Source organism: Maribacter cobaltidurans (genome assembly GCF_002269385.1).
In the GTDB taxonomy this organism is placed as follows: domain Bacteria; phylum Bacteroidota; class Bacteroidia; order Flavobacteriales; family Flavobacteriaceae; genus Maribacter; species Maribacter cobaltidurans.
This window is the reverse complement of sequence record NZ_CP022957.1, coordinates 3,759,940-3,778,702: the sequence shown is the minus strand read 5'-3', so window position 1 is coordinate 3,778,702 and position 18,763 is coordinate 3,759,940. Positions and strand designations below refer to the sequence as shown.

General features: G+C 39.5%; 19 protein-coding genes. 12 read left to right on the top strand and 7 right to left on the bottom strand.

The genetic code is table 11. The annotated features are described in order from the left end of the window. Positions 1-100 precede the first annotated feature (100 nt). The gene (locus CJ263_RS16880) at positions 101-967 is read left to right on the top strand and encodes a hypothetical protein (RefSeq protein ID WP_094998341.1); all 867 of its coding nucleotides are present in this window, start codon (positions 101-103) and stop codon (positions 965-967) included. 93 nt (positions 968-1,060) lie between these two features. Here CJ263_RS16880 and CJ263_RS16875 read toward each other — a convergent pair whose 3' ends face one another. Continuing rightward, positions 1,061-1,516 carry a DUF4442 domain-containing protein gene (locus tag CJ263_RS16875; protein WP_094999285.1) on the bottom strand — a complete coding sequence of 152 codons (456 nt, stop codon included), beginning with the start codon at positions 1,514-1,516 and terminating at the stop codon, positions 1,061-1,063. 191 nt (positions 1,517-1,707) lie between these two features. Between CJ263_RS16875 and CJ263_RS16870 the strand changes: the two genes are divergently transcribed. The 8 genes from CJ263_RS16870 to CJ263_RS16835 all read left to right on the top strand — a co-directional run bounded on the left by CJ263_RS16870 (position 1,708) and on the right by CJ263_RS16835 (position 8,524). Next, positions 1,708-2,190, top strand: a complete 483-nt coding sequence (locus tag CJ263_RS16870) for a DUF4870 domain-containing protein (RefSeq protein WP_094998340.1) — start codon at positions 1,708-1,710, stop codon at positions 2,188-2,190. Beyond that, positions 2,190-2,642: a nuclear transport factor 2 family protein gene (locus CJ263_RS16865; RefSeq protein WP_094998339.1), complete on the top strand. Its 453-nt coding sequence runs from the start codon at positions 2,190-2,192 to the stop codon at positions 2,640-2,642. Before CJ263_RS16870 ends, CJ263_RS16865 begins: the two co-directional genes overlap by 1 nt. A gap of 159 nt (positions 2,643-2,801) precedes the next feature. Further along, positions 2,802-3,137 (top strand): PadR family transcriptional regulator, encoded by a 336-nt coding sequence (locus CJ263_RS16860; protein WP_094998338.1) that lies wholly within the window; start codon positions 2,802-2,804, stop codon positions 3,135-3,137. A 2-nt stretch (positions 3,138-3,139) separates the two neighbouring features. Beyond that, positions 3,140-4,960, top strand: a complete 1,821-nt coding sequence (locus CJ263_RS16855) for a PspC domain-containing protein (protein WP_094998337.1) — start codon at positions 3,140-3,142, stop codon at positions 4,958-4,960. 117 nt (positions 4,961-5,077) lie between these two features. Then, on the top strand, positions 5,078-5,809 hold the full coding sequence (locus CJ263_RS16850) for a head GIN domain-containing protein (RefSeq protein WP_094998336.1): 732 nt from the start codon (positions 5,078-5,080) through the stop codon (positions 5,807-5,809). A gap of 90 nt (positions 5,810-5,899) precedes the next feature. Next, complete coding sequence (locus CJ263_RS16845) at positions 5,900-6,910, top strand: dipeptide epimerase (protein WP_094998335.1); 1,011 nt, start codon at positions 5,900-5,902, stop codon at positions 6,908-6,910. A gap of 5 nt (positions 6,911-6,915) precedes the next feature. Then, positions 6,916-7,965, top strand: coding sequence for an aminotransferase class I/II-fold pyridoxal phosphate-dependent enzyme (locus CJ263_RS16840; protein ID WP_094998334.1), 1,050 nt, complete (start codon positions 6,916-6,918; stop codon positions 7,963-7,965). A 112-nt stretch (positions 7,966-8,077) separates the two neighbouring features. Continuing rightward, entirely contained in the window at positions 8,078-8,524 is a 447-nt protein-coding gene (locus CJ263_RS16835; RefSeq protein WP_094998333.1) for a hypothetical protein, read from the top strand. Between the two features lie 72 nt (positions 8,525-8,596). Here CJ263_RS16835 and trxB read toward each other — a convergent pair whose 3' ends face one another. The 5 genes from trxB to CJ263_RS16810 form a co-directional block, all read right to left on the bottom strand. After that, complete coding sequence (gene trxB / locus CJ263_RS16830) at positions 8,597-9,580, bottom strand: thioredoxin-disulfide reductase (RefSeq protein WP_094998332.1); 984 nt, start codon at positions 9,578-9,580, stop codon at positions 8,597-8,599. A gap of 130 nt (positions 9,581-9,710) precedes the next feature. Next, positions 9,711-10,841, bottom strand: a complete 1,131-nt coding sequence (locus tag CJ263_RS16825) for a formylglycine-generating enzyme family protein (protein WP_094999284.1) — start codon at positions 10,839-10,841, stop codon at positions 9,711-9,713. 132 nt (positions 10,842-10,973) lie between these two features. Further along, positions 10,974-11,627, bottom strand: coding sequence for a fructose-6-phosphate aldolase (gene fsa, locus CJ263_RS16820; RefSeq protein ID WP_094998331.1), 654 nt, complete (start codon positions 11,625-11,627; stop codon positions 10,974-10,976). Between the two features lie 12 nt (positions 11,628-11,639). Further along, entirely contained in the window at positions 11,640-13,673 is a 2,034-nt protein-coding gene (locus CJ263_RS16815; RefSeq protein WP_094998330.1) for a transketolase family protein, read from the bottom strand. 397 nt (positions 13,674-14,070) lie between these two features. After that, complete coding sequence (locus CJ263_RS16810) at positions 14,071-14,631, bottom strand: YceI family protein (protein ID WP_094998329.1); 561 nt, start codon at positions 14,629-14,631, stop codon at positions 14,071-14,073. Positions 14,632-14,896: 265 nt separating this feature from the next. On the opposite strand from CJ263_RS16810, the gene CJ263_RS16805 reads away from it, so the two are divergent. The 3 genes from CJ263_RS16805 to CJ263_RS16795 are packed head-to-tail and all read left to right on the top strand — an operon-like array spanning position 14,897 to position 17,874. Next, positions 14,897-16,069, top strand: coding sequence for a DUF3500 domain-containing protein (locus CJ263_RS16805; RefSeq protein WP_094998328.1), 1,173 nt, complete (start codon positions 14,897-14,899; stop codon positions 16,067-16,069). A 41-nt stretch (positions 16,070-16,110) separates the two neighbouring features. After that, a complete protein-coding gene (locus tag CJ263_RS16800) occupies positions 16,111-16,977 on the top strand; it encodes an MBL fold metallo-hydrolase (RefSeq protein WP_094999283.1) in 867 nt (288 codons plus the stop codon). A 12-nt stretch (positions 16,978-16,989) separates the two neighbouring features. Next, a complete protein-coding gene (locus tag CJ263_RS16795; RefSeq protein WP_094998327.1) occupies positions 16,990-17,874 on the top strand; it encodes a dienelactone hydrolase family protein in 885 nt (294 codons plus the stop codon). Here the strand turns inward: CJ263_RS16795 and CJ263_RS16790 are convergent. Then, positions 17,871-18,761: a transglutaminase family protein gene (locus CJ263_RS16790; protein ID WP_094998326.1), complete on the bottom strand. Its 891-nt coding sequence runs from the start codon at positions 18,759-18,761 to the stop codon at positions 17,871-17,873. The two genes, CJ263_RS16795 and CJ263_RS16790, sit on opposite strands and share 4 nt — an antisense overlap. Positions 18,762-18,763 lie beyond the last annotated feature (2 nt).

The window sequence follows — 18,763 nt, the reverse complement described above, 5'->3', positions numbered from 1 at the left end:
TTTGTTGACAGTTATTAGTTGTTAGTTTAAGGATTTTGTTACAAACTCTTTGAATTACGATTAAGGAAAATTAATTAAATTGAATTTCTATTAAAATAAAATGTTTGTAGACTATCTATTACTTTTCATTTCCCTGTTTTTTATTTGGAGAGAGCTTTTTCCGAAAACTGACGAATTTAATCCGAAAATAAAAAGGTTGCTCTATGGTTCTATAGCAGGTTTTTTTTTCATCCTCTCAGTTATAAATCTTTATGACAGTAATAAAGAAAATGAAGAACTAATAAATACAGCCAGAACAATTTTGACTAAGACATCAAATTTAAATGAAGGATTAAATCAAAATTTTGATGTGATTTCCGAAACAAAAAGTCGTTTAATAGTTATTGATAGTGAATTAATAAATGTTCAGTATAATTTAAATAATCAACTGAATATTTTAGACTCTACAATCGGGAAGACAAGTAAACTTTATCAAATTCAAGCATCAGTTTTCGCTTCAAACAGACCCAAATTAATGATAACTGATATTTTTTTTAGAGCAATTGAAGAAGATACATCTTTGTTAAACATTCAATTTAAAATTGAAAATGTAGGAGGACGTATAGCTAAAATCAGACAAATTAGTAATGTAGCAATTGGACTGAAAAAATTTACAAATCAATTAATACATTTTAAAAATATTCATTCCGATGGAAGAGGTTATAACTTTGAAATAGAGCCTCAGGGAAGTATGAATTATTTATTTAAAATTAATTTATCCAAAAAGTATTTAGTTGAGAATTTTTCAAACTTTACATCAGCGAGTTTTGTCAAATACGAAGATTTATCAACAAAAGAGCAACATTTAGATACTTTTTATTTTGATGCTAAATACATAAATAATGGTGAACTAAATTTTTTGATTCCAACAGAACCTCATATTGAAGAAGTAAAAAATTATATTAAGGAATATCAGATTTGGGAATGATTCAGATTTAATTTAGGCCCACTGCTACTTTAATTTCCTCATCCATTCATTTTTTTTTGTAATCTCAGGGTGACAATTTACAATAAAATTGACTTAACTCTTCAGTTTAACCGTCCACTCAAACTCAAAAGTACTTACCACTACCCCATCAGTATTGACACCTATGGATTTCATCCAAACGGTTTGCCCTTCACCCGTGGAAATGGTTTTCTCCAATGCCTCCTTTATTAAATGTCCGTCTTCACAGGTAAAAGTGATTCTACCAGTCGCCTTTTTTGTAAAGTTGGCTTTGTTATTGGCCACGAGCATGGATATTTTTTTTCCCGTAGCATTAATTTGATCGATCATCATGGCCCCAGTAGATAGTTCTGCCGCCATACCCTGAACGGCCCAAAACATGGAATTAAACGGATTTTGGTTAAACCATTTATGTTTTACGGTTACAATTGCCTTCTCTTTGTCCAAATACCGCAAACGTACGCCACACCACCATGCAGAGGGTAACTTAAAGAATGTAAACGTATTGAATTTACTAATACTTACAGCCATTTTTTTTTCTTTAAACACTAAATGTATTGATAAAAATCAGATTGCTAAAATGTTAATAAAAAGTTAAATTATAGTACTATGTGTTGCATAGTACCTTCTTTTAGATATATATTTGCATTGTAAGTTATTATGCTATCAACGTATATCGTTTAAACACAGTAGCTGATATTTCATCAATCAAAGAACAAACCATGACAGAGTCACTATCCAAACACGAAAGAAATTTATCCGCATTGATTCATGCGAGTACCTTTTCCAAATTCTTTATTCCCTTCGGCAATTTTATTGTGCCATTGATTCTATGGACTGCCAATAAGAAAGAGTATGAATTTGTAGATCATAATGGGAAACAGGCGCTTAATTTTCAAATTAGCCTACTCCTCTACTCCATTGTCCTAGGTATTATCAGTATTCCATTTTTCATAGGTTTTTTTCCTAATATTTTCGATTTCGATCTTTTTGATTTTGGACGTTGGAACCACTGGAACAATATTAATTTTCATATAGACAGTGACGATTTTAGGTTTGGCACTTGGTTGGTACCTGTTGGAATTACCGGTCTATTGCAAGGCGCATTATTTGTAGTGAACATTGTCTATACCATATTGGCGACCATCAGAACCAATGAGGGACAAACTTTTCAGTATCCCATAACTATTAAATTCATCAAGTAATGACACTATTAAAAGTTATCATATATGTAGTAGTTGCCTTCTTTACGAGCTTGGCATGTGGACAAGTTTCAAAGGATTCTGAATTGTATAAGACCATTTTAGACCTGGACAAAACCTATTTCACCGCTTATAACGAATGTGATATGGATACCCAAGAAGCATTCTATGATGAGGACTTGGAGTTTTATCATGACAAGGGCGGCTTGGCAACGGATAAAGCGGCCATTTTGGAAAGTATTAAAGCCAATATTTGTGGTAAAGTTACCAGGAGCTTGGTGGAAGATAGTGTAGAAGTTCACGCCATAACCGGTTTTGGGGCGGTACAGATAGGCCTGCATAGCTTTTTTAATAAGGAGGAACCCAATGCAGAATCCATACCATCAAAATTTATTGCCATTTGGAAAAAGACAGACGACCGTTGGCTCATGCATAGAGTTATAAGTTTACATTAAAATAATTGGGGTATTCATCACACCCTTCGGAGTTTACAATCAATCAAAAACTATGTTTATTCATCAATCAAAAAACGAACCGTTAACCATGCAGTCCACAAGGAAGCAGAAGGAGCAATCCCCACAAGAAAGGTGGTCGCATAAAAGAAAAAAGACATTATGAATGTAGAAAATACAAAAGCGCAGATGCGTAAAGGAGTTTTGGAGTACTGCATCCTGTCCATCTTAAACGGAGAGGACAAGTATGCCTCTGAAATCCTGGATACGCTAAAAGATGCCAAAATGCTGGTGGTAGAGGGAACCATTTACCCCTTACTTACCCGTTTGAAGAACGCAGGGTTGCTTAACTATCGTTGGGAAGAATCCACTTCCGGACCACCAAGAAAATACTATACCCTAACAGAGACCGGTAAACTTTTCCTAAAGGAATTGGATACCACCTGGGATGAATTGAGAAAAGCCACCAATCTGGTAACCAACACAAAAAACAGCTAACAATGAACAAGACAGTAAATATAAATTTAGCGAATACGCTCTTCCATATCGATGAAGATGCGTACAACAAAATGCGAAGGTATTTGGAAAGTGTAAAACGTTCCTTTGCCAATACGCCAGGGAGCGACGAAATTTTGGCCGATATAGAAGCTAGGATTGCCGAACTCTTCTATGAGAAATTAGAGAACGAGAGACAAGTCATAACCCAAAAGCAGGTAGACGAGGTAATCGCCATCATGGGTCAGCCCGAAGATTATATGGTAGATGAGGATATTTTCGAAGATGAGCCAAAGGCCAAAACCAAGGAGCCTACGCAAAGAGTGAAAAAATTATACCGTGATACGGAACAAAAATATGTTGCCGGTGTTTCATCCGGTCTGGCACACTATCTTGGAATAGATCCTCTTTGGATCCGTATCCTATGGGTCTTTTTGACCATAGGTTCAGGTGGTGGATTTATTCTATTATATGGTCTGCTTTGGATATTAATCCCCGAGGCTACTACTACGGCCCAAAAACTGGACATGCGTGGGGAAGCGGTAAACATTAGTAATATTGAGCGTAAAGTCAAAGAGGGTTTTGAGGACGTTGCGGATCGTGTAAAAAGTGTTGACTACGAAAAGGTAGGCAATACCGTCAAAAAAGGAGGAAAAACATTTTTTGATACGCTTGGGGATATTATCATGTTCCTTTTCAAAATCTTTGGCAAATTCATTGGGATATTATTGGTCATCATAGGTGCCTCTACCCTAATTGGTTTATTCGTAGGGTTGATCTCCGTAGGTATCCTGGATATGGTCAACGTACCGGGAATAGATTTCTACAATGTGGTCAACTCCAGCAATATGCCCATCTGGTTGGTTTCCCTATTGGCCTTTTTCGCTATAGGAATTCCTTTCTTTTTCCTTCTCTATTTAGGTTTGAAGATTTTGGTAAGGAACCTTAAATCAATAGGAAACATTGCCAAATTCAGTCTTTTGGGACTTTGGTTATTATCCATCATATTATTGGTCGTATTTGGAATTAGGGAGGCTGCCGCACATGCATACTCTGGCAGTTCAACATCAGAAAGGGAAATATATTTTGAAAACCCCATGGACACTTTGAACATAAGCCTGGCCACCTTCGACTATAACCGGGATCGTAAAATGCATATGGGCAATATGATTATTACCCATGACAATGAGGGCGAAAAGATTTTGGTATCCGAAAATGTTAGGTTCAGAATCAGAAAATCGACAGATACCATTTTTAGAATTGAAGTCCGTAGGGAAGCGAATGGACCTTCCTTTGCCAGGGCCAAGGAAACTGCCGAGGCCATTGAATATGACTATACCATTAATGGCAATAATATTATGCTGAACAATTATTTACAAATTCCAGGAAACAGTAAGTTCAACAATCAAGAAGTTCGGGTGAATCTTTTTGTTCCAGTGGGTACCGTACTCACCTATGATCATGGCGATGGGCGTAGTTGGGTTATGAGAGCCGATACGGATAGGGACATCGATAATTTGGATGGATATACTTGGGAAATGGAAAGTGACAATGAACTAAAGTGCTTGGATTGCCCTGCTGATATGGAATTTGATGAGGATTCCAATAATCGGGTCAAGATCAATGAAAATGGTATTGACATCAATATCAACGATACGGACGGCGAATCCTTTAAAATGCAGATCGATGAAAACGGGGTGCGCATCAATGCAAAGGACAACGACGAGGAAAAGGTGGATATCAATATCGATGCAAATGACAGCACCATAGAAATCAAAGCCCAGGACGGCGATACCACTATGCGAAAGACCATATCCCAAAACTGATCGGCCTATTACAATTCAGATAGGAAATATTACAATTCGGTAGTATAATTTTAAACGAGAGAAGCAATTTTATCAATTTTACATCATTCAATAAACAACAATCAAAAAACGAACATCATGACAACAATAGTTAGAGTAACCATCGCATTTGTACTTGCCATATTCCTTACCTCCTGTGGATTCGATATTAATTTCGGGGATTTTGGTTCAGGAAAGGCCGGCAACGGTATCGTTGTGGAGGAGACTAGGGAAGTAACCGAAGATTTTAATGTAGTACATGCTTCGGAAGGAATACAGGTCTATGTGACCCAGGCATCGGATTTCAGCATTTCAGTGGAAGGAGATGAAAACATCATAGATTTGATCGGTACAGACATCCGAAATGGTAAACTGAAAATACATGCCATCGAAAACATTGGCAGAGCCACTAAAAAGGTTTTTGTTTCCTTACCGGAAATCACTTCCTTGGAAAGCTCCAGTGGCGCACAACTAACCTCACAGAATGGTATTACCGGAGATGACATCAATATAGATTCCAGCAGTGGTTCCATCCTAAACATTGAGGTTAAAGCCAATCATTTGGAAATAGATGCAAGCAGTGGCGCCAATATCGAAATTTCAGGAAATGCTAAAGAAGTATATGTGGATGGAAGTAGTGGCGCCAATATAAGGGCAAAAGACTTAATTTCGGAAGAATGTCGCGCCGAGGCCAGTAGCGGATCTAATATTAGCGTAAATGTATCCGATCTTCTTACCGCGGATGCCAGTAGCGGGGGAAACATATCCTACAAAGGAGACCCAACCGTAAAAAAGAACAAATCGGTTTCTGGAAGCGTCCATAAATACTAATTGGAAAATTGAATCATTCAACCAACAAACCCACTGAAATTTCAGTGGGTTTTGATTTTGGATTATAGGGCATATCCCTATCTTAGTAACATGCAAATACAGCTACAAAAACATACTTTGGTGTTAAAGCACACCTTCAGTATTTCTAGGGAATCGCATGATTTTCAAAATACGCTTATCGTAACACTAAGCCTTAACGGACATTCGGGATTTGGTGAGGCAACCAGTAATCCCTATTACCGAATTTCCGTAGAAAGCATGATGGAGGAAATTGAAGGGATACAAGAAGACATAGAATCCTATGACTTTCAAAATCCGGAGACGTTTCATGAATTCCTTAAAACTAAGAACCTGTCCAATTTTGCACTTTGTGCCTTGGATTTAGCAGCAAACGATCTTTACGGAAAATTGAAAGGAAAACCATTATACGAACTTTGGGGCACCCAAAAAGATCATTATCCCATTACAAACTATACTATAGGTATAGCACCTATTGAGGAAATGGTATCGAAAATGATGGACATGCCCTGGCCTATTTACAAGATTAAATTAGGTACCGAAGACGATGTAGCCATAGTAAGGGAACTTAGAAAACATACCAACGCCATTTTTAGAATCGATGCCAATTGCGCCTGGACCGCTGAAGAAACAATACAGAATGTCCCGCTATTAAAAGAATTGGGCGTAGAGTTCTTGGAGCAACCCTTAAAGGCAGATGATTGGGAAGGTATGGAAAAGGTAGTGCATCAAAGCGTACTACCTATTATTGCTGACGAAAGTTGTATTGTTGAAGCCGATGTGGAAAAATGTGCCTTACATTTTAATGGAATCAACATTAAGCTTACCAAGTGCGGTGGCCTCACTCCTGCCCTTCGTATGATACAGAAGGGTAAAGACCTAGGCCTAAAAGTTATGGTTGGCTGTATGACGGAGTCTACCGTAGGGATTTCGGCTATAGCCCAATTATTGCCACAACTGGATTATGTGGATATGGATGGAGCCCTACTTTTGAAGTCGGACATTGCAAAAGGCGTAGAAATTAGGGAAGGTGGCCAAGTAATATTTCCAGGATTAGCCGGTAGTGGCGTAACGATGATGTAAACTATATGGCATTTTTAATCGATTCATTTCCAGGAAGGGAAATTTTAGTAGCGGGTAAAAAACATCTTTATTTTGGAGGAACTTCGTATTTGGGGCTTCAGGACCATCCGGAGTTTCAGGAGCTCTTTATAAAAAATATAAGAAAATACGGCACCAACTATAGTGCATCAAGAAAATCCAATGTTCAGTTCTCCATCTTCGATTTGGCCGAAGACCATCTTTCGGATTTGGTAGGAAGCGAAGCTTGCATCACCCAATCCTCAGGTTATTTAGCCGGACAGTTCTTATCTGATTTCATTCACAAAAAATCCTGTAAACCCTTTTATGCACCCAACACACACTCGGCCTTATTTCGAAACCAGGTAAAGAACTATGTGACCTTTGCTAGCTTAAATATTGCCTTGCGAAATTATTTGAACGAACCCAACGCAAAAACTCCTGTATTGTTCATGGATACCATTGATTTTTCAGGAGGCGGTTACTCGGATTTTGAAAGTTTGAAAATTCTTCCCCTTAATGAGATTATATTGGTGGCGGACGATTCCCATGGCATTGGAATTATTGGAAACAACGGAAGTGGTGCGTTTCAATCCTTACAGGCATTGAACCCAAAAAAATTATTCGTTTGCTGTTCTCTGGGAAAAGGATTTGGTGTTCAAGCGGGGGCTATTTTTGGAGACAAGGAAGACCTGTCACAAATGGAAAGTACTTCATTTTATGGTGGTTCCAGTCCTGCAAGTCCAGCGGCCATGGCTACTTTTTTGGAGGCGGCACCCATATATTCCGAAAGAAGAAATATCCTCAAGACCAATTTAGACTATTTTTTAGCAAATATGGTATCACTTGGGCACTTTAGATATATGAGAGGCCATCCCACATTTACATTCTTAAATAAGGAGCTGGTACAGTTTCTAGAAAAGAAACAAATCATTGTCACCAATTTTAACTACCCCAAGGAAAGTTCAGAAACTATGAGTCGTATTGTCTTATCGGCCTCACATCGAAAAGCCGATATAGATTCCTTGACAAATGCCCTAAACCAATATAATGGGTAAGCCAAACAATATTGTGTATTGATAATTTCATAATAATTTAATATAAATTTTGTTAAATTATCATTATTATTTGTATCTTTTATGGTATTATCAACCATTAAATAATAGGGCCATGAAAAAATTAATTGGGTCTGTTTTATTGATGTTCTTATTGGTGTCCCTTACCAGTATTACCACTTTAAAACTACAAAGCCCGAATTCCTTAGAAGGAACCTGGGAACTGATCAACCGATATAATTATGATGAACAAGGTGTGTCGGATACATTACAGAACGTAAATGGTTATCGCCAGGTTAAGATTTATAGTAAGGGTAAGGTCATGTGGACACGTTATTCACCTGATGATCCAGTGGAATGGTTTGGATACGGTTCCTATACGAATACACAAAATGAACTGGAAGAACGCCTAGAATATGGTTCTGCCGAAATGATGAAAATACAGGATACCGTTCAGGTATTCAAGTTTGAACTTATCCTAGACGACGATAACTTTAGCCAAATTACCTTGGATGACAATGGAAATAGGGTATATTCAGAAAATTATATGCGAATCGATTAAAAATTCTGCACATAGGTAGAACAAAAAAAGCGCCCAAAAAGGCGCTTTTTAATTTCAAAGAACTTGAAACCTTTAAATGTTGTAATTATCCGCTATAGTCTCTTCTACCGAACCTATAGTGGCCAGGTAACGCTCGGCATCCAAGGCCGCCATACATCCAGTCCCTGCTGCGGTAACCGCTTGACGATATTCTTTGTCCTGTGCGTCACCGGAAGCAAAAACACCTGGTATATTCGTTTTGGTGGATTTACCCTTGGTAATAATATAACCCGTTTCATCCATATCCAGTTGTCCTTTAAATATATCCGTATTGGGTTTGTGCCCGATGGCAATAAAAAGTCCGGTAATAGCAATTTCCTCCTTCTCCCCTGTTTGGTTGTTCACCATTCTAAGTCCTTCAACAACTTGGTCCCCCAAAACTTCATCTACTTCCGTGTTATACTTTATCTCGATATTCTTAAGGCTTTGAACCCTGTGTTGCATGGCCTTAGAGGCTCTCATATAATCCTTACGGACCAACATAGTAACCTTATTACAGATATTCGCCAAATAGGATGCCTCCTCGGCCGCTGTATCCCCGGCACCTACAATGGCTACATCCTGACCCTTATAGAAAAAACCGTCACAAACGGCACAGGCTGAAACTCCACCACCTCTTAGCCTTTGTTCACTAGGGATATTTAGGTATTTTGCTGAAGCCCCAGTAGAAATAATAACTGTTTCTGCTTCTATCTGTTTATCATTATCCACGGTAATCTTATGGATTCCCCCTACTTTTTGGCTAAACTCAACTGCGGTTGCCATACCTATCCGAACATCCGTACCAAAACGTTCGGCTTGTTGTTGTAGCTGAACCATCATGGAAGGTCCGTCTATTCCTTCTGGATATCCTGGAAAGTTGTCCACCTCAGTGGTCGTTGTCAATTGGCCTCCAGGCTCCATACCTGTATATAAAACCGGTTTCAAATCTGCTCTTGAAGCATAAATGGCCGCAGTGTACCCTGCCGGTCCAGACCCTATTATCAATGTTTTAACTCGCTCTATTGCTTCCGACATAATATTAAAAATTCTTTGAATTTGTTTTACAAAAGTAGGGTATTGGATAAAAACCTTACATTGAAGTTATTAAAAGTTTTCACCGAAATAGGCTTATCCTAAAAAGTATAAACATAACGAGGTATAGGCGCTAATCGGTCAACATATCTACAGTGGCAACCGTTCTAAAACCGGTATGCTCTAGGGAAGAATCCATACTGGACCCCATCTTGGCCGAAACCCTATAACTAGCACAATAAGAAGCACTGCACAAAAAGGATCCGCCTTTAATGACCTTCTCCTTGGCATAGGGATTATTAGGGGTAAATGGCTTTGTGGCACCCTGCGGATTCTTTTGAACCTCACCCATAGCTTTAACCTCCTTATAGTAATTGGTATTGTACCAATCACTTGTCCACTCCCAAACATTGCCCGCCATATCATAAAGCCCATAGTCGTTTGGGGGATACGATTTGACCGGTGCCCTAAATTCGAACCCATCTGCTTTGGTGTTTGTTACCGGGAACTCCCCTTCCCAAGTATTCGCCCTTTGTTGAAGAACCGAAATATCGTCTCCCCAAAAGAATGTTGTACCCTTCTTCCCTGCCCTAGCGGCTAGCTCCCACTCAGCCTCCGTTGGTAATCGTCTTCCGGCCCATTGGCAGTAGGCCAAAGCATCCTCATAGGATATTTGTACAACCGGGTAGTTTTCCTTACCTATAATATTACTTTCAGGTCCGTTTGGATGTTTCCAATCCGCACCTATGGTCCAATTCCACCATTGTGAAAAATCGTAAAGATTGGGTACTGAGGTTTTTGTTTTTTTAAAGGTCAACGCACCGGGCTGCAAGACCGAATCATGGGGCTTCTCCGTTCCTTCGGGAACCTGCTTCTTTAATTCCTCCCAATCGATTGCTCTTTCTGCCGTGGTCACATAACCCGTCTCGTTTACAAATTTCTCGAATTGTGCATTCGTCACTTCGGTGATATCCATAAAGAAACCATCGACCAAAACATTTATGGCCGGCTTTTCGTGTTGCATGGCCATTTTGTCCTGGGGAACGGCCCCTTGTTTCAACTCTCCGCCCGGAATCCAAACCATACCCTCTGGGGTGTCAACATCATTGGGTTTTTCTACCAATAGGACTGAATCGTTATTAATGACGTTTGAAATCTCCCTTCCGGATTTTGAACTTTCCGTTTCCTTCTTTACCTCCTGCTTACACGCCACCAAACCCACACCTGCGACAATTGACAAAAAGATCCTGAATAATTTGTGCATTTTAATATCTCTTAGGCTACCTGTAAATTTACTTATTATACTCGGGGAAGCCAATAACATCCTTTTTTAACCCAAAGCCAAAAAAAACACCCAACAAGCTGGGTGTTTTTTAGATTATATATAATCCATATTTTAGTTTCCTTTCTTGTAATCTTCAAGGAATTTAGCAAGACCACTATCGGTCAATGGATGTTTTAGAAGCCCCTTAATAGCGGATAAAGGACCTGTCATTACATCTGCACCTATTTTGGCACAATCCAATACGTGCATAATGTGTCTTACGGATGCAGCCAAAATTTCGGTTTCAAAACCGTAATTGTCATAAATAAGACGAATATCAGCTATCAACCCCAAACCATCCGTAGAGATATCATCCAATCGTCCGATAAAAGGGGAAACATACGTTGCCCCCGCTTTTGCCGCCAATAAGGCTTGACCGGCCGAGAAAACTAGGGTTACATTGGTCTTGATTCCCTTATCCGAAAAATATTTACACGCTTTTACTCCTTCAGCAATCATAGGAAGTTTCACTACAATCTGAGGGTTTAGCGCTGCCAATTTTTCACCTTCCTCTACCATTCCATCAAAATCCGTGGAAATAACCTCTGCGCTCACATGACCATCTACCAAATTACATATTTTTTTGTAATGATTCATGATATTTTCCGTTCCGGTAATACCTTCTTTGGCCATTAGGGACGGATTGGTGGTTACACCATCCAAAACCCCCATGTCCTGAGCTTCTTTTATTTCATCTAAATTCGCTGTATCTATAAAAAATTTCATTTTATTTCTGTTTTACTTGTTCAAAAATTCTATTACTTGTTCATAAACCTGATCTCCCGTAAATCCAAATTTTTCATCCAATACACCTGCGGGAGCAGAATATCCAAAATGCTCAAGTCCGAAAACCTTTCCATTTGGACCAGCCAAACCTTCCAGATTAACGGGCAAGCCAGCAGTCAATCCAAATACAGGTTTATTGCCAGGAATCACTTTTTCCTGATATTCCTTTGGTTGCTGCCTAAAAATTCCTTCGGATGGGATAGATGCTATATTGACCTTTAGATTTTTCTTTTCCTCCAATAATTTTGAAGCATCCACGAGCGTAGACACTTCTGAACCATTGGCAATAAGAATTACATCAGGGTCATTTGTTTCCTGCACCAGATACCCTCCTTTTTCAGCACCCAATGCTTCTTCATAGCGATTACCGGATTGGGCGGGCACATCCTTTATATTCTGTCTGGACAATATTAGTCCAGTAGGAGTCTTTCTATTTTCAATGGCCATTTTCCAAGCCACATTGGTTTCTTGGGAATCCGCAGGGCGCAAGGCAACAAAGCTTTGCTCATGACTGTGGTTTTTCAATTTTTCCAATAATCGTATCTGTGCCTCTTGTTCTATGGGCTGATGCGTAGGACCATCTTCACCTACCCTAAAGGCATCGTGTGTCCAGACAAATTTAACGGGCAATTCTTGAATGGCACTTAAACGAATTGCCGGTTTCATATAATCCGAGAATACGAAGAATGTAGCAACAACCGGAATAATTCCCCCGTGAAGGGCTATACCGTTCGCCAGGGCCGCCATGGTCAATTCCGCAACACCGGCCTGTAAAAAAGCTCCAGAAAAATCGCCCTTTTTAAGAATGGAGGTCTTTTTAAGGAAACCATCCGTTTTATCACTGTTGGATAAATCTGCTGAAGAAACAATCATGTTCTCAACGTTTTCTGCCAAATAGGCCAGTACATTGGACGATGCCGCTCTTGTAGCCTGACCCTCCTTCTGGGCGATGGAACCAAAATCCAATTGAGGTAACTTACCATCGAAAAAGCTATCCAATTTGCTTGAGAGCTCCATATTTTCAGCTCTCCACGCATCGATTTCCAATTTTTTGGCATGGGCAGCAGCTCTTTTTCTTCCTACTACATCCTCATAAAATTCTGCTACTTTTTGAAAGATATCGAAAGGATTTTCAACATCCGCACCTAAATTCTTAAGGGTCATTTCATAGTCGGCACCAGTATCCCCAATGGGTTTACCGTGAAGCTCAGTGTGCCCTTCATACATCTCCCCATCTGCTGTAACACAACCCTTACCCATAATGGTATGACCTATAATCAAAGTTGGCTTTTCGGTTTCCGCATTGGCATCTGTCAGGGCTTTTCTGATCTGGTCATGATCGTGACCATCAATTGTAACGACCTTCCAACCCCAAGCTTCATATTTTTTGGCTGTATCTTCAGAGGTTACCTCATCGGTCTTGGACGAAAGTTGCACATCATTGGCATCGTAGAACATAATAAAATTGTTCAATCCCAAGTGTCCGGCAATACGCCCCGCTCCTTGGGAAATTTCCTCTTGAACACCACCATCAGAAATAAACCCATAAACCTTATGGTTCATCCAATCCCCAAAACGAGCCTGTAAAAACTTCGCTGCAATAGCAGCCCCTACACCCATGGTGTGTCCTTGACCAAGAGGACCCGATGTATTTTCAATGCCCCTCGCAACATCAACTTCCGGATGTCCCGGTGTTACAGATTCCCATTGTCTAAAATTGGCAATGTCGTCTTTTTTATAATTTCCCAACAAATAATACTGTGCGTACATTAAGGTAGAAAGGTGGCCCGCGTCCATAAAGAAGCGGTCACGGAACGGCCAGTGCATATCCGCTGGATCGTAATTAAAAAATTCCGAATATAAAATATGCATATAGTCGGCTCCTCCCATGGGTCCACCTGGATGTCCAGAATTTGCCTTTTCTACCATAGCTACGGCCAATGCTCTTATATTATCCGCCGCTAATTGATCAATTTCTTGGTTCATGTATTAATAGGTTCTTTAATTTTTAATTTCTACCAGTATACTTTAAGCTTCAAATATACCCCATTTATGGCGCTATTTAAAATAATTGTGCCACTTATAACTAATATTACGTGTTCAAAATACATTTATAAAAATCTAAGCCGAAATTATATGGTTCACTTTAAAAACAGGGCCAATAGTAGCATAATATCCAACATAAACCTCGATAATCTTATGTCATATGAAATGAATAAGTGCGGTATCGGATTAAATTGGAGATTAATCGCTTTTTGTATTCCCAAGAGCTGTAATTTTTTATCCTTAAGCAAAATAAAACTGTATACAGTAGGCACTTTCCTTGTAATCTACAGACATAAAAAAACCCATTAGAAGTGGGCTTTTATTTTTCTTATACTTTTTATTTTTGTGCCATCTCCAAATTTATGGTAAGGTCCACATCATTGCCAATAGCGGCACTTTCCTCTCCTACCCCAAAATCAATTCTATTGATGGTTCCAGTAATTTTAAGTCCTGCTTTTAACTTTTGACTACGCTGATCCGTAATGACTCCATTTACCTTACCTTCCAAGGTAACGGATTTCGTTACCCCATGAATGGTTAAATCACCCGTCATATTAAAGGTATTGTCACCCGTTTTTTCAACGGATGTAGTTTTAAAGGTCATAGTAGGATAGGTTTCTACATCAAAGAAATCGGCACTTTTCAAATGTCCGTCCCTTCTTTCATTGTCCGTATCAACACTGGCAGTGTTGATTGAAACATCAAAGGATGGATTCATAAAAGTATCATCAGCGGTAGCGGAAATTTCAAATTCATCAAAATTACCATCTACCTCAGAAATCAAGAGATGTGTAATATCAAAACCAACTTTTGAATGCGCTTTGTCTGCCTTCCAAGTAGATTGAGCAGAAAGAATTGAGCAAAACACAAGTGCTACTAGGGATAGATTTTTTTTCATAATGTTCTAAAATTTAGTTGTTTGTACAAATAATAAGACCATAAATAACTCAAAAGGTTTAATCCAAACTTGTTAAAGCTATCATAATTATATATGTCTTCAATATTTAAATATTAAATCCACGAAGAGATAAATGCCAAAACGACATTCAAAGCTCATATTTGACAATTATATCATACCTTTAATACGTTCATGATGAATATTTTAAGTGATACGAAGATAATGTCCAAGCCTGTTAAGTAATAGTTGAACAAACCTTTCATAAATGCAAAAATTAAACATCTTAATGGTTTTAGTGTTATGTATATCCTACGGCCAAACCAAAGCACAAACCAGAGATGCCAGAACCTATTTTAAACAAATGGAGAATAAGGCCCTAGCGGAAAAATTTCAAGGTGTGATTACCTCGGATGGTAAAATTGAAAATCTTTTTCCTATACAGGCTACGGGCATTTCCACAAAACCTATAATTGATGCTGCCAAGCAGTTCTTAAACGGCCTTGATCAAGAGCAATTAAGCCGAACAACCTATCCGGTCGAAGACCTTGAATGGCGTAAATGGTCTAACGTAGATAATGGTATTTATACGAGACAAGGAGTTTCGTTGAAGGAAATGGACCAAAAACAAAAAAATCTGGCATTCGAACTTATGCAAGAATCCTTAAGTGCAAAGGGTCTACAGTTGAGCAGGGACATCATGAAAACGGACCAAACCTTGGCAGAATTGAACAATAGGCCCGATATGTTCGACGAGGAGCTATACTTCTTTACGGTTATGGGGTCCCCATCGCAAACTGAGCCCTGGGGATGGCAATTGGATGGCCATCATTTGGTCATCAACTATTTTGTACTAGGTGACCAGATTGTGATGTCACCGGTGTTCATGGGTGGAGAACCCATTATCACTACAACGGGAAAATATGCCGGTAATACTCTGTTTCAGGATGAACAAAATTTAGGCCTTTCCTTTATGCAGTCACTATCCCCAGAACAGCAGGAAGAAGCAACTTTAAGCAAGGAAAAAAAACATAATAGTAACAAAGGCGAAGCTTCCAAGGATAATATAGTGTTGGATTTTGAAGGTCTTAACGTAAAAAATCTTTCTACTAGTGAAAAAACAGCCTTGCTATTTCTTATAGATCAATATATCAGTAATATGCGAGAAGGTCATCATGAAATAAAAATGGAAGAGATAAAGTCGCATTGGGATGAAACTTGGTTTGCATGGATTGGGAATACCACCGAAGATGCGGTATTTTACTATAGAATTCATAACCCAGTTATCCTTATAGAATTTGACCACCAAGGCGTGGTGGGCGTACCCAATGTAAAGGATAGAGGACCTACCCGAAACCATATCCATACCGTGGTAAGAACGCCAAACGGTAATGACTATGGAAAAGATTTACTCAAACAACATCTGGAGACTTCCCATTGAACCCTAAAAGACTATTTCAGCAAAACTTTAAAATTAATCCAATGCTAAAACTAAAATCACCTTTTATTCTCTTGTTACTTAGTACCTCTGCATTATTGGCTCAACGGGATTTCAGTACCGTTGAAATCACCTCCGAAAAACTAACCGAAAACGTTTACGCACTTTTTGGTGCAGGAGGAAATATAGGATTGGCCATTGGGGAGGATGCCGCCTATCTCATAGATGACCAATTTGGTCCCCTCACGGAAAAAATTGTTGCCCATGTTCAAACAATAACGGACAAGCCTATCAATTTTGTTCTCAATACCCACATGCACGGAGACCACACGGGTGGCAATGAAAATTTGGCCAATGCAGGTGCCTTGGTCATTGCCCATGAGAATGTAAGAAAGCGTATGGAAGGTGCCGAAGAACCTCAGCCCAAGGAAGCCTGGCCAGTGGTTACCTTTAACGACAAAATGACCCTACATCTAAAAAATGGAAAGAGTGTGCATGCTATGCATGTTAATCCCGCCCATACTGATGGGGATACGTATTACTATTTTCCAGAAGATAATGTCATTCACATGGGCGATAATTTTTTTAGTGGTCGCTACCCTTATTTGGACCTGGGTTCTGGCGGTGATATTGACGGATTGATATCGAACACAAAAATGGCTTTGGAACTAATTGACGACGAAACAAAAATCATTCCCGGTCATGGGGCGGTTTCCTCAAAGTCTGATTTGAAGGATTATACCGAAATTTTGATTACCTTGAGGGAACGTGTCAAAGAAGCTAGAGGTACTGGGAAATCCTTGGAGGAAGTACAAAAAATGGGATTGTCCAAGGAATGGGACGAGACCCACGGACAAGGTTTCATCAATGCGGATAGAATTGTGGAATTCATTTATAAATCGGCCGATTAAAATACCATAACCATGAAAAAGTTAAGAAAAGAGGACATCAAACAGGAGGTTTTTGACCTATATGACGACTGTGCCCACAATAGGGTAAGCCGAAGGTTGTTTATTGACAAACTATCTACCTATGCCGTAGGGGGAATAACAGTTTCTTCATTGCTTGGCTTCATTTCACCGGATTATGTGAAGAAAATACAAATAAAGCCCGATGACCCTAAATTAAAATCGGAATATATAAATTATGAATCTCCAAAAGGAGGAGGTTCCATTAAGGCCCTGCTCTCGAGACCGGCCGATTCAGAAGGTCAACTACCGGGCATTGTTGTGGTGCATGAAAATAGAGGATTGAACCCGCATATTGAGGATGTTGGAAGACGTGCGGCTCTGGCCGGATTCATCTCCATTGCTCCGGATGCCCTTACTCCATTGGGTGGTTATCCAGGCAATGATGATGATGGTAGGGAACTACAAAGAAAACGGGATAGGGATGAAATGTTGGAAGATTTCATTGCTGCCTTTGAATATTTAAAAAATCATCCGGAGTGTACCGGTAAAGTAGGGGTCGTTGGCTTCTGTTTTGGCGGATGGATTTCCAATATGATGGCGGTTAAAGTACCTGATTTAAGTGCCGCTGTACCCTTTTATGGAGGTCAGCCTACGGAAGATATCGATAAAATAAATGCCCCTTTATTGCTTCACTTTGGAGAACTGGATAAGCGGGTAAATGAAGGTTGGCCAGCTTATGAAACGGCCTTAAAGGGACATGGTAAAAAATATGAGGCATTTATCTATGAAAATGCAAACCACGGGTTCCATAATGACACTACTCCTAGATATGACCGTGAAGCGGCCGAATTGGCTTGGAAAAGAACAATAGATTTTTTTAAAAAGCATTTGACCTAATCCACCCGGGCAATATCAACAGATACTTTAAGCTTGCTTTTTCCACTACCATAGACCACTCCCTTTAAAGGTGGAACATCATAGTAGTCCCTACCCCACCCCACCACAATATGCTGGTCTTTGGGTATTTGATTATTGGTAGGGTCAAAATCCACCCAACCAAAACCGGGAATGAAAATGGAAAACCATGCGTGAGAGGCATCGGCACCCACCAGTTTTTCTTTGCCCGGTGGCGGAAGTGTTTCTATGTATCCGCTTACGTATCGAGCAGGAAGACCAACAGACCGTATACAGGCTATGGCAATTTGTGCAAAATCCTGACAAACACCTTTTTTCACTTTCATTACCTCTTCAATAGGGGTGGATATACTGGTAAAACCAGAAACAAAATCAAAATCGGTATAAATGCGCTGCATCAATTCATACGCTGCATCAAATACAGAGCGGTTACCCTGAAATGAACGTTCTGCATATTCCTTAATATTCTTATCCGTTCTTCTTATGAATATGGATTCCAAAACATACTGTTTGGCATCCAAAACCGTAGGGTCATGTCCGTTCAAAGCAAAAAGTGCCTCGTCCATGGTAATTTTTCTACAGGCTTCGGAAAAGTAGCTTTCATAAATCGCCCCACAATCCCTAATTATTTTACTCTTCGTGACGACCTTAAGAACATCATGCTCCATCTGAATGGAAAATCGGGTAATATAATTCCCGAAAAAATCGACACGCTCCGTAATTTCCGCGGGTTTGGGGCTAATTTGAATCCTATAATCCAACAATTCCTGTCCTTCCGATTTGCGCGGGCGCAATGTTGCAATGTTATGGCAATAATTGACCGGTGCATTGTATTTATAGGTAGTGATATGCGTTACATTAAAGACCATGC

Coding starts and splice junctions, on each gene's coding strand:
- CJ263_RS16840 (WP_094998334.1), top strand. CDS start 6,916: ATGGCATTTTTAATCGATTCATTTCCAGGAAGGGAAATTTTAGTAGCG.
- CJ263_RS16835 (WP_094998333.1), top strand. CDS start 8,078: ATGAAAAAATTAATTGGGTCTGTTTTATTGATGTTCTTATTGGTGTCC.
- CJ263_RS16855 (WP_094998337.1), top strand. CDS start 3,140: ATGAACAAGACAGTAAATATAAATTTAGCGAATACGCTCTTCCATATC.
- CJ263_RS16790 (WP_094998326.1), bottom strand. CDS start 18,761: ATGGTCTTTAATGTAACGCATATCACTACCTATAAATACAATGCACCG.
- trxB (WP_094998332.1), bottom strand. CDS start 9,580: ATGTCGGAAGCAATAGAGCGAGTTAAAACATTGATAATAGGGTCTGGA.
- CJ263_RS16825 (WP_094999284.1), bottom strand. CDS start 10,841: ATGCACAAATTATTCAGGATCTTTTTGTCAATTGTCGCAGGTGTGGGT.
- CJ263_RS16870 (WP_094998340.1), top strand. CDS start 1,708: ATGACAGAGTCACTATCCAAACACGAAAGAAATTTATCCGCATTGATT.
- CJ263_RS16800 (WP_094999283.1), top strand. CDS start 16,111: ATGCTAAAACTAAAATCACCTTTTATTCTCTTGTTACTTAGTACCTCT.
- CJ263_RS16815 (WP_094998330.1), bottom strand. CDS start 13,673: ATGAACCAAGAAATTGATCAATTAGCGGCGGATAATATAAGAGCATTG.
- CJ263_RS16860 (WP_094998338.1), top strand. CDS start 2,802: ATGAATGTAGAAAATACAAAAGCGCAGATGCGTAAAGGAGTTTTGGAG.
- CJ263_RS16875 (WP_094999285.1), bottom strand. CDS start 1,516: ATGGCTGTAAGTATTAGTAAATTCAATACGTTTACATTCTTTAAGTTA.
- CJ263_RS16880 (WP_094998341.1), top strand. CDS start 101: ATGTTTGTAGACTATCTATTACTTTTCATTTCCCTGTTTTTTATTTGG.
- CJ263_RS16850 (WP_094998336.1), top strand. CDS start 5,078: ATGACAACAATAGTTAGAGTAACCATCGCATTTGTACTTGCCATATTC.
- CJ263_RS16865 (WP_094998339.1), top strand. CDS start 2,190: ATGACACTATTAAAAGTTATCATATATGTAGTAGTTGCCTTCTTTACG.
- CJ263_RS16795 (WP_094998327.1), top strand. CDS start 16,990: ATGAAAAAGTTAAGAAAAGAGGACATCAAACAGGAGGTTTTTGACCTA.
- CJ263_RS16805 (WP_094998328.1), top strand. CDS start 14,897: ATGCAAAAATTAAACATCTTAATGGTTTTAGTGTTATGTATATCCTAC.
- fsa (WP_094998331.1), bottom strand. CDS start 11,627: ATGAAATTTTTTATAGATACAGCGAATTTAGATGAAATAAAAGAAGCT.
- CJ263_RS16845 (WP_094998335.1), top strand. CDS start 5,900: ATGCAAATACAGCTACAAAAACATACTTTGGTGTTAAAGCACACCTTC.
- CJ263_RS16810 (WP_094998329.1), bottom strand. CDS start 14,631: ATGAAAAAAAATCTATCCCTAGTAGCACTTGTGTTTTGCTCAATTCTT.